19 protein-coding genes are annotated in these 17,030 nt (G+C 40.0%); 5 read left to right on the top strand and 14 right to left on the bottom strand.

All coding sequences use genetic code 11. The annotated features are described in order from the left end of the window. Positions 1–61: 61 nt before the first annotated feature. Complete coding sequence (locus AC0VZ5_RS11360; RefSeq protein ID WP_008109095.1) at positions 62–667, bottom strand: peroxiredoxin; 606 nt, start codon at positions 665–667, stop codon at positions 62–64. Positions 668–900: 233 nt separating this feature from the next. Beyond that, a complete protein-coding gene (gene fadR / locus AC0VZ5_RS11365) occupies positions 901–1,614 on the bottom strand; it encodes a fatty acid metabolism transcriptional regulator FadR (protein ID WP_138605332.1) in 714 nt (237 codons plus the stop codon). A gap of 358 nt (positions 1,615–1,972) precedes the next feature. Between fadR and dsbB the strand changes: the two genes are divergently transcribed. Both dsbB and AC0VZ5_RS11375 read left to right on the top strand, forming a co-directional pair. Next, a complete protein-coding gene (dsbB, locus tag AC0VZ5_RS11370) occupies positions 1,973–2,491 on the top strand; it encodes a disulfide bond formation protein DsbB (RefSeq protein WP_138605330.1) in 519 nt (172 codons plus the stop codon). 1 nt (position 2,492) lies between these two features. Next, entirely contained in the window at positions 2,493–2,795 is a 303-nt protein-coding gene (locus AC0VZ5_RS11375; RefSeq protein ID WP_010387958.1) for a hypothetical protein, read from the top strand. Positions 2,796–2,807: 12 nt separating this feature from the next. Here the strand turns inward: AC0VZ5_RS11375 and AC0VZ5_RS11380 are convergent, their stop codons facing one another. Further along, positions 2,808–3,101: a ComEA family DNA-binding protein gene (locus AC0VZ5_RS11380; RefSeq protein ID WP_138605328.1), complete on the bottom strand. Its 294-nt coding sequence runs from the start codon at positions 3,099–3,101 to the stop codon at positions 2,808–2,810. 297 nt (positions 3,102–3,398) lie between these two features. Between AC0VZ5_RS11380 and AC0VZ5_RS11385 the strand changes: the two genes are divergently transcribed. Continuing rightward, positions 3,399–3,698 carry a YebG family protein gene (locus AC0VZ5_RS11385; protein WP_010387955.1) on the top strand — a complete coding sequence of 100 codons (300 nt, stop codon included), beginning with the start codon at positions 3,399–3,401 and terminating at the stop codon, positions 3,696–3,698. Positions 3,699–3,897: 199 nt separating this feature from the next. Here AC0VZ5_RS11385 and putP read toward each other — a convergent pair whose 3' ends face one another. Continuing rightward, a complete protein-coding gene (gene putP / locus AC0VZ5_RS11390) occupies positions 3,898–5,409 on the bottom strand; it encodes a sodium/proline symporter PutP (RefSeq protein ID WP_138605326.1) in 1,512 nt (503 codons plus the stop codon). 343 nt (positions 5,410–5,752) lie between these two features. Here putP and AC0VZ5_RS11395 point away from each other — a divergent pair, with 343 nt between their 5' ends. Beyond that, positions 5,753–6,976, top strand: coding sequence for an EAL and HDOD domain-containing protein (locus AC0VZ5_RS11395; RefSeq protein WP_138605325.1), 1,224 nt, complete (start codon positions 5,753–5,755; stop codon positions 6,974–6,976). Positions 6,977–7,033: 57 nt separating this feature from the next. On the opposite strand, the gene AC0VZ5_RS11400 is transcribed toward AC0VZ5_RS11395, so the two are convergent. From AC0VZ5_RS11400 to ccmA, 10 genes are read right to left on the bottom strand one after another with little or no spacing between them, the layout of a single operon-like run. Next, positions 7,034–7,765 carry an MlaA family lipoprotein gene (locus AC0VZ5_RS11400; protein ID WP_138605324.1) on the bottom strand — a complete coding sequence of 244 codons (732 nt, stop codon included), beginning with the start codon at positions 7,763–7,765 and terminating at the stop codon, positions 7,034–7,036. A 9-nt stretch (positions 7,766–7,774) separates the two neighbouring features. Continuing rightward, positions 7,775–9,031: a c-type cytochrome biogenesis protein CcmI gene (ccmI, locus tag AC0VZ5_RS11405; RefSeq protein ID WP_138605323.1), complete on the bottom strand. Its 1,257-nt coding sequence runs from the start codon at positions 9,029–9,031 to the stop codon at positions 7,775–7,777. Then, positions 9,032–9,493 (bottom strand): cytochrome c-type biogenesis protein, encoded by a 462-nt coding sequence (locus AC0VZ5_RS11410; RefSeq protein ID WP_138605322.1) that lies wholly within the window; start codon positions 9,491–9,493, stop codon positions 9,032–9,034. Next, positions 9,490–10,062 (bottom strand): DsbE family thiol:disulfide interchange protein, encoded by a 573-nt coding sequence (locus tag AC0VZ5_RS11415; protein ID WP_138605321.1) that lies wholly within the window; start codon positions 10,060–10,062, stop codon positions 9,490–9,492. The genes AC0VZ5_RS11410 and AC0VZ5_RS11415 overlap by 4 nt, the downstream gene beginning before the upstream one ends. Further along, on the bottom strand, positions 10,059–12,020 hold the full coding sequence (locus AC0VZ5_RS11420; protein WP_138605320.1) for a heme lyase CcmF/NrfE family subunit: 1,962 nt from the start codon (positions 12,018–12,020) through the stop codon (positions 10,059–10,061). The genes AC0VZ5_RS11415 and AC0VZ5_RS11420 overlap by 4 nt, the downstream gene beginning before the upstream one ends. Before the next feature lies 1 nt (position 12,021). Next, on the bottom strand, positions 12,022–12,501 hold the full coding sequence (gene ccmE / locus AC0VZ5_RS11425; protein ID WP_138605319.1) for a cytochrome c maturation protein CcmE: 480 nt from the start codon (positions 12,499–12,501) through the stop codon (positions 12,022–12,024). Next, the gene (gene ccmD, locus AC0VZ5_RS11430) at positions 12,498–12,701 is read right to left on the bottom strand and encodes a heme exporter protein CcmD (RefSeq protein WP_008112240.1); all 204 of its coding nucleotides are present in this window, start codon (positions 12,699–12,701) and stop codon (positions 12,498–12,500) included. Before ccmD ends, ccmE begins: the two co-directional genes overlap by 4 nt. A 2-nt stretch (positions 12,702–12,703) precedes the next feature. Continuing rightward, entirely contained in the window at positions 12,704–13,441 is a 738-nt protein-coding gene (locus AC0VZ5_RS11435; RefSeq protein WP_036985043.1) for a heme ABC transporter permease, read from the bottom strand. A 1-nt stretch (position 13,442) separates the two neighbouring features. After that, positions 13,443–14,129, bottom strand: coding sequence for a heme exporter protein CcmB (ccmB, locus tag AC0VZ5_RS11440; RefSeq protein ID WP_475472901.1), 687 nt, complete (start codon positions 14,127–14,129; stop codon positions 13,443–13,445). Then, entirely contained in the window at positions 14,129–14,749 is a 621-nt protein-coding gene (ccmA, locus tag AC0VZ5_RS11445; protein ID WP_075169671.1) for a cytochrome c biogenesis heme-transporting ATPase CcmA, read from the bottom strand. Before ccmA ends, ccmB begins: the two co-directional genes overlap by 1 nt. A gap of 113 nt (positions 14,750–14,862) precedes the next feature. Here ccmA and fliK point away from each other — a divergent pair, with 113 nt between their 5' ends. Further along, complete coding sequence (gene fliK / locus AC0VZ5_RS11450) at positions 14,863–17,028, top strand: flagellar hook-length control protein FliK (RefSeq protein WP_475472904.1); 2,166 nt, start codon at positions 14,863–14,865, stop codon at positions 17,026–17,028. The last annotated feature ends 2 nt before the right edge of the window (positions 17,029–17,030 follow it).

The following is a 17,030-nucleotide window of genomic DNA, read 5'->3' on the forward strand; positions in this document are numbered from 1 at the left end:
TTAAAAGCAATAAAAAACCGCCAATATGGCGGTTTTTTTTATCTTAAACTAAAGGGCTAGATTATAGCTCGCCTTCGTTTTCAGATAAGAATTTAGCTACGCCTTCAGGGCTTGCATCCATTCCTTTTTTACCTTCAGTCCAACCAGCAGGACATACTTCGCCATGCTCGCTGTGGAATGCTAATGCATCAACCATGCGGATCATTTCGTCGATGTTACGACCAAGTGGTAAATCGTTAACTACTTGGTGACGTACGTTACCTTCTTCGTCGATTAAGAAAGAACCACGAAATGCAACGCCCGCTTCTGGGTGCTCAACGTCGTATGCTTTACAGATCTCGTGTTTAACGTCTGCAACTAGTGCGTATTGAACTTTACCAATACCGCCGTCTGCTACTGCGGTGTTACGCCATGCGTTGTGTGAGAACTGTGAATCGATTGAAACACCAATTACTTCTACACCACGTTTTTGGAATTCTGCATAACGCTTATCAAAAGCAATAAGCTCAGAAGGACATACAAAAGTGAAATCTAGTGGGTAGAAAAAGATTACTGCTTTTTTACCTTTGATTTTTTCGTGAAGGTTATAGCTATCTACAATCTCACCGTTACCTAGAACAGCTGCAGCGGTAAAGTCTGGTGCCTGGCGGCCTACTAATACACCCATTTTATTCTCCAAATATTTTGAGTTTATTGTCAATTGCTTACGCAATACTGATAGTAATATGGGCACTAATTTTTAAATTACAATAGCACCATATCTAATTAATCATTATTCTATGGCTATCAAAAATAAATTAACAATCGTATTTATAGATAGCGCCGTTCTAAAATAGCGAATGCTTGATAAATACACGGATTATTGTTCATAAAAAAACCTGCTTAAAGCAGGTTTTTTTTCTAATCCATAATGTCGCTAGGCATATCACCGCGAATATGTTGCCATATTTCACCGGTTTGATGACCATACTTACGCATCATGGATATCGCACCATCGTGCTCTTTATTCTCAGCAAGCTTAGTTAGATCTTTATAGAATTGACGTGCAAGCTCACGAGTGCGAGGATCTGAAAAGTAATGACAACCAATCTTAGAATAAAAGCCTTTGAAACCATTAAGAATAAGCACATAAATGCGATTGTTACCAGCAACAGCTAACTCATGGTGCACTTTATAGTCATAATCAGCAAATGCTTGCGCACTGTCTTCTAGCTCATCACTTTGCGATAAAATTTCAATAACGCGCTCTGGTGCAAGCTTTATTGCTGCACGGGTGTAAATTGCGCTGATGTTGGTGCGTGCTGAAAGTAACTGATCGGTCAACTCTGGCATTTTGTCTTCGTCTAAACGGGCCAGTGTTTCAAGAATATTTAACCCTGACGTTTCCCAAAAATTATTTACGCGAGTAGGTTTACCATGTTGTATTGTTAACCAACCGTCTCTTGCTAATCGTTGTAACACTTCACGCAATGTGGTTCTAGTAACACCAATTAACTCTGAGAGTTCACGCTCAGCTGGCAGAATTGAACCTGGAGGGAAATCACCATTCCAGATTGACTCTACTATGTATTCCTCAGCAAATCCTGCTGGGCTTTTCGCTTTAAAAATTCTCATTCAATTCCTACTCGAATTAATTCACATTACATCGCTACATACGATTAACTGACTGATTGTACCAGACAAGTCACAACTAACAAGTAAAGTAAGTTAAATTACCTAGGTATGTGATTAAAAGGGTAACTTTACTGGTAGAAATTAAACACAATATGAATGCCCACCTATTATTCATACGAGACAGTTTGACTAGCTCTTACAACTGGATTAACTTGATGGCTCTGGGGAAAGTCATGTAACAGAGTATCCCTAACTTTGAGGTGCGAAAAGCTTTCATAGCTCCTCGCTTTTTCCTTTTACTTGCCCCGCTGTTTATCCTAAGTCATAATCTAAGCCCTTATTTAAATACGGAATTGTTATGAACTGGCTTGCTAATCTAAGTACTCAGCGTACACCTTGGTTATTATTCAGTGGGATTGTTTTTCTGCTTGAAGTTACTGCACTTTTCTTTCAATACAACATGGGGTTAGCGCCATGCATTATGTGCATATACCAGCGCACCGCAGTATTAGGCCTACTTTTTGCGGGTATGATTGGAGCCAGTAAACCAAACAGCCTCATAGTACGTATTGTCGCTTATGCTGTTTGGGGGATTTCAAGTGTATGGGGGTTACTAATAGCCCGTGAGCACATTGAAATGCAAACAACCACAGACCCATTTGCATTTAGCTGTGAATTTGAGCCAAACTTTCCAGAATTTATACCGTTACATCACTGGATACCGCAGTTTTTTGAAGCGACAGGTGACTGCGGAAATATAGATTGGCAATTTGCCAGCCTAAGTATGCCAGCGTGGATGGAAATTATTTTTGTACTCTTTACCGCCACACTGTTTATATTAGTGGCCAGTCGATTAATTACTAAAAAGTCACTTTAATATGTTTACTTTTTTTTCAAGCCAAGTTGATGAGCTTAAACATTTAAAAGTCCGTCAACGACAAACTGTTATAGCTATCTCTTTAAGCATGCTATCACCCAGTGACAGGGTCTTTATACGCATACTAAAGCTGATGCTATTAAGCCCATTCTTTTTAATATTTACTCTTTTCGAAGGTTGGTTACTGGTGCCCTTTTTAATTGTAGCTGGGTTGAGCTATCCGCTATTAACAGCACCAGTAGATATTAACTTTGCTAAAAAGCACCTTGGTGCTGCCTTAAAACAGTTTGATCAGGGCGCATAGCGCCCTTTTTAGTTAAAACGTCACCTTTCCATCAAGTTTGGCTAGCATTTTTTTACCCACCCCTTTTACTTTAGCTAGATCTTCAAGTGATGCGAAATCACCATTAGCTTCTCTATAATCGATAATTGCCTGTGCCTTTTTCTTACCGACACCTGGTAACTTAATTAACTGTTTTAAATCAGCACTATTAATATTAACCATGGCTGATTGCATCTGCTCTGATAGCATATCGCTTTGCGCAAAGGTGGTACCCATAGGTAATAAACATAAAGCAGCTGCTAACGAGATTATTTTAATTAATTTCATACTATTTCCTTTTGCGTTCCTACATGAACATTCGTTGATTATTTACACCCAGCACTTTTACATAACGTTGTGGTTACTAAGTACTAACGGTAACAATCACTCCTTGCGACTCCTTTACTGCAACGCGTTATAAAGTGACTTAATAAATAAAGTAGAGTCAGCCTTTATTGTCAACTAAGCTGCAGATAAACTAAGGCTAAAGCTTGCAAAATAACGCGCAAGCTTGTACTGTACATAAAAACAGTAATCTAATGATTTAAAATAATCATATTGCCACGTAAGTAAGCAGGAGAAATCATGGCTGTTGTTGTTAAATATGTTGTAGAACGAAACGGAGTCGAGCGCATGACGTTTACTACTAAAAAAGAAGCTGATGCCTATGACAAAATGCTCGATATCGCCGAGTCACTAGAACTAATGCTTGAAAAAGTAGATGTGCCGCTAAGTGAACAACAAGTTGAGTCGCTTGCACTTGAGATTGCGAAAAGTAAAGACGACTTTATGGCGGTACTTAAGGGGACTAAAGAAGTACCTGCAAAAGCTAAAAAAACAAAGTCAGATAACGTTGCAGATATAAAAGATAAAGCTGCAAGTTAGTACTTTTAAAAACCTAATAGTAATTATTAAAAAAACTGAATTCGGTATTCGAATTCAGTTTTTTTTATGCCTTTAAATAATGATAGCTAAAAGCGAGTAAATCATCACTATTTGCTAATGTTAAAAGTCAGTCAATAAAAATGCCAACCACTTAAACTGGTTGGCATTTTTTAAACCAAAACTTAGGTTAACTAATCACTTATAATGACGATTCAACTTCATCAAACAGATCAGTAATTTCCTTTTTCGGTTCAGCTGTCATAAGGCTTCCTACTACAATCGCAATACTTGCTAAAATAAAGCCAGGGACGATTTCATAGATCACGCTACTCAAACTCTCACCATTAATAGTAATAGGCGCATAAATCCACACAAGCACCGTTAGTGCACCTACAACCATACCACTGATAGCCCCTTTTAAGTTCATACGCTTCCAGTAAAGGCTAAACAATACCAGTGGACCGAATGCAGCACCGAAACCAGCCCATGCATTACTTACTAAATCTAGTATTGAACTATTGCGGTCATACGCTAAGTAGATTGCAAATAACGCAACCAATATCACGCTAATACGCCCTACTAATACCAGCTCAGTTTGCGAAGCATTACGATTTAAGTAGATCTTATAAAAGTCTTCAGTTAAAGAACTTGAACACACCAATAGTTGCGATGAAATAGTACTCATAATCGCAGCTAAAATAGCCGCTAGTAGGAAACCGGCAATTAACGGATGGAATATTAATTCAGCTAATACTAGGAAGATTGTTTCTTTGTCGGCAATCGGCATTTGGTTTTCAATCATGAATGCTGCGCCAAATAGCCCGGTAAATACCGCACCAATAGCGGATAGCGTCATCCAAGACATACCAATACGACGCATGGTTGGCATTTCTTTTACTGAGCGAATAGACATAAAGCGAACAATAATATGCGGCTGACCAAAGTAACCTAAGCCCCACGCCATTGCAGAAATAATAGCAATGGTAGAACCGCCCGCAAACCAGTCAAGCATACTTAAAGAATGAATTTCGCTTGCTTTAGGCGAGCTTAGTAACTGCTGATAGTTTGCATTTGCTAAGGTATCCATAAAGGGTTGGTCAAGCATCATGTAGGTGGCAATTGGCACTGCCAACAACGAAATAAACATGATACAGCCTTGCACAAAGTCTGTAAGGCTAACCGCTAAAAAACCACCAAACAAGGTATATACCACTACTACACCCGTGGTGATGTATAAGCCCATTTCGTAACTCATTTGAAATGAGTTTTCAAATAACTTACCACCGGCAACAACTCCCGATGAAGTATATAAGGTAAAGAAAACAATAATTACTATTGCAGAGATAACACGTAGGATATTTTTGTTGTCATCAAAACGGTTTGCAAAGAAATCAGGGATAGTAATGGAGTCATTGGCTTTTTCAGTATAAACACGCAGTCTTGGTGCTACTAAAAAGTAGTTTGCCCATGCACCTAATACTAAACCAATTGCAATCCAAACCTTACTCAATCCAAATAAATACATTGCGCCAGGTAAACCCATTAATAACCAACCACTCATATCTGATGCACCAGCCGATAGGGCAGCTACACTGGGGGCTAAATTACGACCACCTAGCATATACCCTGAAATATCACTGGTAGATTGCTTATATGCGTATAGTCCTATTCCTAGCATTACAATAAAGTATAATGCCAGTGAAATAATCATTCCTGTTTCCAAATTCGCCTCCACTTAAAAAAGTAATAATAGGCTTGTAATCCAAATAATGACTCTTGAAATCTTATAATTAAGACAGTATTGGAATAAAAGCTTTCTACTCAACTATAACACGGTAATCGCTAATAACTCCAACCCGCTAATTTAAGTAGATAAAAAACCATCCATTCGCTTGTTTTTAAAACGAATAGAGTGAAAACAATAAGTTTAGATTAATTAAAATTACCCAAGCCATGATATTTTATTAATAAAATTCATTTTACCGATGCTATTTTGAATGTTTTCCAATATATTATTACAATGTTAATTAATTTCTACCTTTACGGAATCTTATATGTATTTTTACGCTGCTCGCCAACCCATTTTAGATCGCAATAAGGAGCTAATTGGCTACGAGCTTTTATTTCGTGATGGGGTAGATAACGTATTTCCAAATATTGACGGCGACGAAGCGACGTCTCGCCTAATTGAAGGCAGTCAGTTTAATTTTGGCCTTGAAGATTTAACCGATAATAAACCCGCTTATATTAACTTTACCCTAGACACCTTATTAAAAGGCTACCCTACGCTATTAAATAAAGACGGGGTAGTTATTGAAATATTAGAAACCGTTCAGCCAGGAAAACGCCTGCTCGCAATAGTTAAAGATCTCAAAGAAAAAGGGTATACACTCGCTCTAGATGACTACGCGCACCAACCTGTTTGGCGACACTTTTATCCATTTATTGATATCATTAAAATTGATTTTTTAAAGTGCGATATAGAAATCGTTAAAGCCCTCATCGAGGACTTAAAACCTTACCCTCATATTAAATTACTTGCAGAAAAAGTTGAAACCTACGAGCTTTACAACCAAGCTTTTGAACTGGGCTTTGAGTACTTTCAAGGCTTTTTCTTTTCAAAACCTGAGATGGTGCAAAGTAAAGCCTTACCGCCATCAGGCATGGCACTGGCTGAACTGCTCTATGAAACATCAAGTGTAGAAATGGATCTTAAAAAAATCACCGATGTATTTGAGCGTGATGTTAACTTATCATATAAACTACTGCGCTATTCAAACTCAGCAGCATTTACCCGCCGCTCTGAAATAAGCACTATAAAACAAGCACTAATTGTATTAGGCGCTGCTGAAATAAAAAAGCTGCTCTCTTTATTGTTTGCAGCACAAGTCTCTGCCGATAAGCCATTAGAGCTTATTAGACTGTCGTTAACGCGGGCGCGTTTTTGTGAGTTGTTAGCTATTTCACATGGCAAACTGAAAGACACAGGCATGGCGTTCTTAACTGGCATGATGTCGCTTATGGATGCGATATTAGATGAAGAAATGGACAGCGTAATGCTTAAATTACCTCTATCTAATGAGATAAAAACAGCGCTATTAAAAAATGAAGGGCTACTTGCCGAATACTTAAGTTTAGTGACTCTGTATGAGCAAGGTGATTGGCAAGCTGCGAATGACAAAGCTCAGCAACTAAACTTAGGTGATGAAGTGCCTGATGCATACCACGAAGCTCTCAATTGGGTTAGTGAGCAAATGCAGGTGATGATTGATAGCTAAGAGATCTTTGATGCCCATTAACAAAAACGCCAGCATTTGCTGGCGTTTCTATTTTAATTAAAGACTTTCTAAAAAATCTTCATCAAAATCTTCAGGCTCTTCTTTTATTGGCGGGTTACCGTCAAATAACTCGTATAATTGACGCTGAAAATAAATGTCTTTAATAAATAAGTAGGGATCTAACGAATCATTTAATAACCCTTCCTGAGCCATTAAAGACGCACGCGCTTCAACCGCTTTTAGTGCGAACACTAAAATGGTTTGTGGCGTGGTCAGTGCTATTTCAGGCAATACAAGGTTATCAACAACATCACCAGTTAAGTTACGTGCGGTAGATGGCCCCATTGCTGGGATCATTAAATAAGCACCATCACCCACTCCCCACACACCTAAAGTTTGGCCAAAGTCCTCGCTAGTTACTTCAAGCCCAAGTGAGCTGGCCACATCAAATATGCCAAATACACCCACCGTTGAATTCACTAAAAAACGTGCAAAATTAATTCCAGCACTGCTTGGTTTTCCTTGCAGGCCGGCATTTATAATATCAACGGGTGCAGTAATATTATCGGTAAAGTGCACAATACTACGACGAACAGGCTGCGGTGTAACAGTGATGTAACCCACTGCTGCTGGCCTTAAAATATAGGTATCGAGTACGTCCATATTAAAGTCATAAATGGGTCTATTTACACTTTGTAAGGGATCGCGCTCATCATATTTACTCTCGGGCACTTGAGCACAGCCCGATAAGGTGAGTAAACATAATAAAAGTAAGCCTTGTTTTAACATCTCAAATCCTTAAGGTATTAATGTATCAATGTTCAGTTGCACTTGTCGCACATCTTTACGAAGCAGTACTTCAGAGTGGCCTTCAAGCTCACCAGTACTTGGCATCACTGAATCATCATTAGAAATACGCGCAGAAATAACAATTTCATTAGCACTGGATAAATTTAGCCCCGCCATCATGGCGTTCTTGTCGCTCAGCTCAACGGTGATTGGAAAGCTATAGTCAGTCAGTTTAACAACGGCTAAAGGCATTGGTGAACCTTCAGAAGCTTTAGCAAACACAAACAAAATACCGTTACTGGGCTGTTTCTCTTCGAGTTGCTCGTCAATCTTAACCGTAACCTGAATACCCTGTACAACTCGCTGATCGTGGCTGTTTAGCTCACTTTGCTTAGCTATTTGGCCATCAATTTCACTAATGCGCTTTGAAATCATAGCATAACGCGTATCTGACTCGTCCATACTGGCAAGAAGTACCTCAAATGCAGCTTTTGCCTGTATCCAATCCTTTCTCTCAAAAGCAATCAGCGCAAGTAACGAAATCGCATCGAGGTTATTTGGCTGTGCTTGTAGTACTTTAGAAAGCATACCCGCTGCGCGAGTCATATTTTCATCACTACCCTCAAGTAATAATACCTGCGAGTAACTCACCAAAGCTTGCATATTATCAGAGTTCATTGACAATGCTTTATCAAATGACTGTTTTGCCATGTCAAACTCATTAAGCATTATAGCCACACGCCCTAACAGCATCCAAGCCACTTCATCGTCACCGCTTTGGCTTAACTTAGTACGCAGTGCCAATGCAAACGCTTGCAGTTCATTTTTAGTTAACGGCTCACCTTTTTGCATTACAGCGCGTTGGCCATAATCGGCCAAATTGTCCATTGCATCATGCCAAGCCGCTATTTGTTGCTGGCTGCCGGTCATTGCATAAAATATACCCGCTAACGCAATTAAAAACGCCGCCCCTGTTAAAGCAAATATACGGTTATCACCACGACTATTGAGTGACTTTTCTGGTGATAATTCATTTAGCAAACGGCGTTTTAGCTCAACAATTGCCTCGCTGTGGTTTTGCGAGTCTATGCGTTGGTTGTCTAAATCAGCCTGCAGTTCAACTAAACGCTGCTCATAAATGCTGATAAGCTCAGCATTAGCGTTATGAGTAATCGTTACTACGCGCTCTTTTTTTAAAAAAGGCACAATAATAAACAGCAATGCAATGAGTGTGAGTAAAGCAAAAGACGCCCACATTAGAATCATTTAACTTTGCTCCTGACGTTTATTTTGTTTAATCAACTTATTGAGCATCACTTCATCAGCGTCACTCCACGTTTGTTTTACCGACGCTTTACGCTGGCGAATAACAATAAAGCCAAAGCCTATTATTACAATGAGTACTGGCAACACCCACAGAATTAACGTAGCCGGCGTTACTGGTGGATCGTAATGAACAAAGTAGCCATAGCGGTCAATCATATAGTCAATGACTTCGTCTTTGCTTTTACCATCTTTTACTAACGCCAATACGCGATCGCGTAAATCTTTTGCAACTACGGCATCTGAATCAGCAATATTTTGGTTTTGACATTTAGGGCAGCGTAATTCCTTAGTTAGCTCTTCAAAACGAACCGCTTGATCGTTGCTATCAAACTGATAACGGTCTTGTTGAGCAAACGCAGCTAAACTAACAAATAAGCTAAGGGTTAATAAAAACAATCTCATTGCTGAAGCTCCTGCATAAGAGGCGCAAATTTAGCGCGCCAAACTCGAGGGTTTATATCACCGGTGTGGTGTAACAAAATAGTACCATTTTTATCAACTAAAAATGTTTCTGGTGCTCCAGACACCCCCAAATCTAACGCCAAAGAGCGCTCTAAATCTAAAATATTAAACTGATAAGGGTTACCTGCGCGCGCAAGCATATTACTCACATCGTCACGCAGAGCTTGCATATCAAACGGGCCATCAAAATCGGCATCGTAGCTTTGCACATAATACAAACCGATAATTTTAATGCCTTGTTCGCGAAGCTTAGTTAAATAATCAAGCTCAGCTAGACACGTTGGGCACCATGTGCCCCACACGTTTAATAAATACACATCACCTTTTAACTGCTCATCAGTCCAACGTTTATTATCTTGCATTAAATCAGGCAAGTTAAATGTCGGTACGGTTTGACCAATACGTCCTGTTTGTATTTCCCGAGGGTTAGCAAACAACCCTTGATATAAAAACACACAAATAAAGATGAAAATTAATAAAGGGACTATTGCCATCAATTTACGATTCATAATGCCCCCTCTAATTCATCTTTGCGGGGTGTAGCGCGATAACGCTTATCAAATAAAATCACAAACCCAGCGAGTGAGATCAGAATGCCACCAATCCACATCCAACGCACAAACGGCTTGTGGTAAATACGTAATGACCATGCTCCTTCACTTAATTGCTCGCCAAGGGCGAGATATAAATCGCGAGTAAAACCTGCATCTATTGCAGCTTCAGTCATAAATTGCATACCAATATCGTATCGGCGTTTTTCTGCATAAAGACGCGCAATCGTTTTGTCTTCTTTTGACACTGTTACCACACCAGCATGACCACTGTAGTTTGCACCACGAATTGTCTTCACGCCTTCAAAACGGTATTGATACTGATTAAGCTGTACGCTATCACCTGGCTTCATGGCTACATCGCGCTCAACTGAATACGCAGAGGTAAGGGTAATACCGGCAATAACAAAGGCTAAACCAACATGACCAAGCACCATAGCCCAATAACTTAAACCTAAGCGTTTGATGCCAAGTTTAATTGTTCCATGAACTGCGGCCTTGGTGTAAAGGTCGATAAAGGTGGCTATAAATATCCATACACCCAATGTAGTCGCTAACAGAGTGAGTGGCGTAACCACTTCATAACTGCTAAACAGCCAAGCACAGGTAATAACAACACTGGCTAGTGCGCCAACAAATATTTTGTTTTGTAAAAATGCCCATTTATTTTGCTTCCAGCGCAAAAATGGCCCTATGCCCATTAAAATCGCAAATGGCACCAGTAGAATGGCAAACATTTTATTAAAGAAAGGTTCGCCAATAGAAATGCTGCCTAAGCCCATTTCTTTGTGCACCATAGGTAATAAAGTACCTAATAGTACAATTAAGGTGGCAACCACTAAGAAAATGTTATTTAGCCAAAGTGCTACTTCACGAGAGACAAACTTATAACGTCCTTCACTTTTAACTTGTGACACACGCAAGCCGTAAAGCGCTAAGCCGCCGCCAACAACAATGGCTAAGAAAGCAAGAATAAATAGTCCACGATCTGGATCGGTTGCAAAGGCGTGCACCGAAACAATAATCCCTGAACGAACAATAAAAGTGCCCAGTAAACTTAATGAAAAAGCAGCAATTGCTAATAATACGGTCCATGATTTAAATACACCGCGCTTTTCAGTCACACTTAAAGAGTGTAATAAAGCCGTTGCCACTAACCATGGCATCAGTGATGCGTTCTCAACTGGATCCCAGAACCACCAGCCGCCCCAGCCAAGTTCTGCATAAGCCCACCAACTACCAATGGTAATACCTAAGGTTAAAAAGCCCCATGCAGTCATCGTCCATGGGCGTGACCACTTCGCCCAGGTATTATCGAGTTTACCAGTTAATAGTGCAGCAATAGCAAAGGAAAAAGCCACAGAAAGCCCCACATACCCCATGTAAAGTAATGGTGGATGAATGATCATGCCTGGGTCTTGTAATAATGGGTTTAAGTCTCGCCCTTCAACTGGGAAATAGGGCAATAAACGCTCAAACGGACTTGAAAGCAATAAGGTGTACATCATAAAGCCGACACCTAAAAAGCCAAGCACACCTAATACACGAGCACGAAGCACCCAAGGAAGTGACTTTGAACGCACAGCGACCAGAGCTGTCCACCCGGCTTGCATAAGTAACCACAGTAAAATAGCACCTTCATGACCGCCCCATGTAGAGGTGATTTTATAATACCAAGGTAAGGTGCTACTTGAATGATAAGCAACGTAAGACACGGTAAAATCATCGGTGAGGCTGGCATAAATAAGAACAGCGAACGACAAAGCAACAAATGCAAACTGACCAACCGCTAATGATGGCGCTGCGCGCATCAAACGAAGATTACCTGTGTGTGCTCCCCAAAGTGGGAAAATACACAACAGCACACTGAGCACCATGGCCAATGTTAAAGAAAAATAACCAATTTCTGGGATCATATCAGCTCCCACTATCTAAGTTATATTTTGGCTTTTCGTGCTTAATGCCTTTTACTGCCTCAGCAACTTCTGCCGGCATATATTCTTCATCATGCTTGGCCAATACTTCAAATGCTTCAATCACGTTAGGCTCTACTAACACACCTTGCGCAACAATCCCTTGTCCTTCACGAAACAAATCAGGCAAAATACCTTGATAACGTACCGTTACCAATGGGCCTGTATCAATCAGCTTAAAACTTACTTTTAGGCTTTGTTCATTTCTGATCACAGAGCCTGGTACTACCATACCGCCAATTCTCAGCTTTTGACCTACAAACGGCTTTTCTTTATCGGGACCTTTACCATCAATTAATTCGCTGGGGGTGTAAAACAAATTAATATTTTCTTGTAAGGCGTACAACACTAAACCAATTGATCCTCCAATACCAAAGAGTACGGCGATAATAACCAAAAGGCGTTTTTTACGTCTAGGGTTCACGAGGTTTGCTCCTGCTTAGAATTTTTAATTCGAGTTTCACGTGCAATTTGCTGCTCAACTGACGCTAAAATTTGTTTTTTGTCGCGTAACGAGCTAAATAAAATACCTAATAAAATCAATGCACATGTACCAAAAGAAAGCCACACATAAAAACCATAGCCTCCCATTGCAATAAAATCTGAAAACGAGTCAAACTGCATAATTACCCCTTAGTTAACAACTGTCGCACCCATGGGCGGTGCTTTTCACGGTGTAAAATTTCATTTTTAAGACGAATTAAAGTCACCGTACCAACAAACGCGGCAAAGGCTAAAATGTTAATCATTAGCGGCCAAAACATACTTGGATCAACCGCATCGCGGTTAAATTTAGTGATGCTCGCCCCTTGATGCAGGGTATTCCACCATTCCACCGAAAAGTGAATGATAGGTAGGTTGATCACCCCTACTATGGCTAAAATTGACGCGGCGCGACCGGCTGACTTTTTATCTTCAAAGGCATGGTACAAAGACAACACCCCTAAGTATAAAAATAATAAAATAAGTTCAGAAGTCAGCCGAGCATCCCATACCCACCATGCTCCCCACATAGGTTTACCCCATGCAGCACCAGTAATTAAAGCTATTGCTGTCATACACGCACCAACAGGCGCAATTGCAATTACCGCAAGCTCGGCATTACGTAACTGCCATACCAACGCAACAATGGCAGCAATCGCCATTGATGAATATGCGCCCATAGATAAAATAGCGGAGGGCACGTGAATAAAAATAATACGGTAACTGTCTTTTTGTTGGTAATCGGCAGGGGCAAAACCTAACCCCCAAACCCAACCAACAATCATACTAACGACCGTTACTACTGCAAAATATGGCAGTAGAGTATTGCATAACTGATATGCTCGCTCTGCTTTCGCATACGGATGTAACCACTTCCACATATTAACTTACACTCACTTTTAATGCTGATGATATGGCAATTGGTGCACTGATAATAGCAACGACTAACATGGCACCAAGGATTGCAAGCTGACCACTGTAATCCAGCGACATAGTGCTGGTATCAATAGCGGAAGTTGCAAAAATTAAAACTGGAATATACAAAGGCAAAACGAGCAAACTCATTAAAATACCGCCTTTTTGTAATCCCACCGTTAGGCCTGCTCCTATCGCGCCAATAAAGCTCAATAAAGGAGTTCCTAGTAATAGCGTTAATAACGTGGCCATTAAGGCCGTCGTTTCTAAATTTAGTAATAAAGCAAATAAAGGGGTCATAAAGACCAGCGGTAAGCCGGTGATCGCCCAATGAGCCGCAACTTTACCTAATACGGTTAATGATAAAGGATAAGAGGCAGCAATAAGTTGTTCTAAAGAGCCATCGTTATAGTCATCTCTAAATAACTTATCGAGTCCAAGCATGGTTGATAATAAAGCCGCAACCCAAATAATGCCTGGCGCCATTCTTGATAACAAGCCAGGCTCTGGCCCTATTGCTAATGGGAATAACGAGATAACAATTAAAAAAAACAAGATGGGATTGACTATTTCAGCACGCTGGCGAAAAGCGAGCTTAACGTCTTTGCTAAATACCGCGAAAAATAACTGCCAATATGAGTGCTGTCGTGTCATTAGTGGCGGTACTCCAAAGTCAAGGTCTGTAAGTCACTAAAGTGGGTGGTTAGGTCTTGGTGTGTTGTTAACAAAATAGCGCCCCCCTTTGATAAGTGCTCGGTAAAGCGTTGCTGCAAAAAGGCAACCCCACTTTTATCGAGCGCTGTAAAAGGTTCATCTAAAATCCATAACTTGGCTTCAGATAACCACAAACGAACTAAAGCCACCCGTCTTTGCTGACCTGCCGATAATGTTCTTACGGGCACATCTTCCAGCCCTACCAAACCTAACTTACTTAACAAAGGATATAAATCAGGTGTATTTACATAACCATTAATAGCCAACCAATGTGCTACATTTTCAAGTGCACTAAGTTGTACATTAACTCCGGTTTTATGGCCTATAAATAATAAGTCTCTGGCGTATTCGTCATAATATTTTTTGATAGATTGATTACGGTATAAAATATCACCTTCGTCAGGCAGCGAAAAACCGGCAATAATGCGCAATAATGATGTTTTACCAGCACCATTAGGACCAGCTAACTGCATGATTTGACCGCTTTTAAGGCTAAAATTAAGTTCATCAAACAAACAACGCTCTTGCTTGATACAAGTAACGGACTTAATGTGTAACAAGATGACGATTCTCTCTGCCAAAAATTAGCGGTAAGTCTACCATAATGATAGGGTAATACGAATATTGCTTTAGAATCGATTTACTTAAAATACAGAAAACTTGATATAAAATAATGAATACACCAACGCACATTACAGTGACTAACCCACAGGTTAGTAATCAAACAACCGATTCGGGTAAAACTGCGTTACCAATACTGCCGCCTGAAGTACTAGCAGCAAAAAATATTCAGTTTTCTAAAGATTCAGTGACGCTTGATGTATTTATGAATAAGCATTGGCAAACAATTCGGCTCACTGTTAATGATGCACCGACAAATGTTGAAAAAATAGCAAGCGCTAACATACAGCTAAGTGCAGATGGTAAAAGCTTAACCATTATTCCTAACAACAGTACCTTATCAATTAAACAACCAGAACAGTTACAGCGGTTTTTAAACTTTATAAACACTCAAAGTGATATTCAAAACAACCCGCTATCGATACAAGTTACTTTAAAGCCAACGCCAAAACTGGTGATTGAAAAATTTAATGCCAGCATCGCCATTAATAAACAAGTAGCGCAATTACTGGCCGAAGAACCCTTATTAAAAGGCATAATTGATACTGATGGCAAAGGTACACGGCTAAATATCATTAATCGTTTTGCTGACATTGTACATTCTCAACCTTTAAGCCAGGCAAAACTAACACAATTAGTTGCTAACAATTTAGGTCATGCTCAGCTTCATGCTACACCCAAGTTTGCGGTGCTAACTCCAAATACCGCAAAAAGCTCGTTAAATATTAGCTTAAGCCATCAACAGTTATCTGAACTACCCACAACGCCGACTAAGGTAACTATTAGCAGCCAAGCAGATAAACTATTAATTAAAACCGCTTATCAAAATATAACCGTGGAGCTTAAAAACTCATTTAGTAAACCATTTAATGAGATGCTGTTACAGCAACCGCAAGTTGCTATCGATTCGCAAAAAATTAAGTCTCATCCACTTAGTACCGTTAACAGTCCAATTCAATCATGGCTAAAAAGCAGCTTTGCTGATTTTAAAACACGTATTTTAGATGCGGTAAAACATTTTGAAAGCAAGCCATTTACCACTGTATTAAACGCATCTCAAAAACCAAACATTGCTTTTAATGAACAGCAACAATTGCTCGCGCCAACGCAAAAAATAGACATTACGCAATTAAAAAGCCCTTTAGGAACTGCCCCCCCTTTAGTGCAACTAACCCAGCAGCTAAAAACCAGTATCTCTTTATGGCAACAGCGAGCGTTACCAACACCCGTAGATTTACACCCTGTTATTACCCAATCAGCACAAACAGCTAATAGCACCTTAACAGCCGTTAATCATTTGCAGCCACTGGAAAAGCTATTATTGACAACCGTTTTAAAGCAAACCGAAACCGCTCCAATAGAGCAAAAAGAAGCAAGCAAACACGCTCTAAGCAGCCAACTAAACACTATCGTAACTAAGGCGGCGGATCAGGGTACTGACTTAAACCGCTTGGTTAATCAAGCTTTTAACCGTATGTTGTCAGAAAGTAATTTACACCCGACCACCATAAAGCGTGAAATACTCAGCACTATAAAGCCGACACAACTAACCAGTGACACCTTGCAGAGTTCCTTTAATCGAGGTGTAGAACAACTTTCATTAAGCATTTTAGCTGCGCCGATTATTAACCAAAACCCAACAGCCGTTAGCATTAATAATCAAAGCGGTTTAGAGGCCCTACTTCAGGTTTTATTACCAAGCTTCAAGGCCGGTAATAATACTAATAAGTTATTAGAACAGTTACAGCAACCACAAGTGCAAGCATTAGCAGGTGAATTAACACAAATTAAAAACACCTTAAGCCAAGTACAAGCGCCCGTTTTGAGCCAGCAGCCTGACACTAACTCCTTAGTGCAGTTTTTATTGCCTATGAAACTGCCACCAGAGGCGTCACAAACAGAAATATCGTTAGGACAATATAAAAAGCCAAACAACGGCAAATTAGCGGATAAAAACGTGTGGTTTGTAAGATTAAATTTTGATTATGCTGAACTAGGTAAGCTGCAAATAACCGCAGAGTTGATGGACAAAGCATTAGATTGTCAGTTATTAGCGTCCACTCAAGCTGTGAGCGCGTTGGCTCATCCACACCTTGATAATTTACGCTCAAAACTAGCAAAACAGGGCTTACAAGTCGGCGATCTTAATTTGAAACGCGCAGATGACAACCATCAAGCATTTTACCAATCCCATGCCATTATAAATATTAAGGTTTAGCC

It is taken from the genome of Pseudoalteromonas sp. QJM3NY_12 (assembly GCF_056173165.1).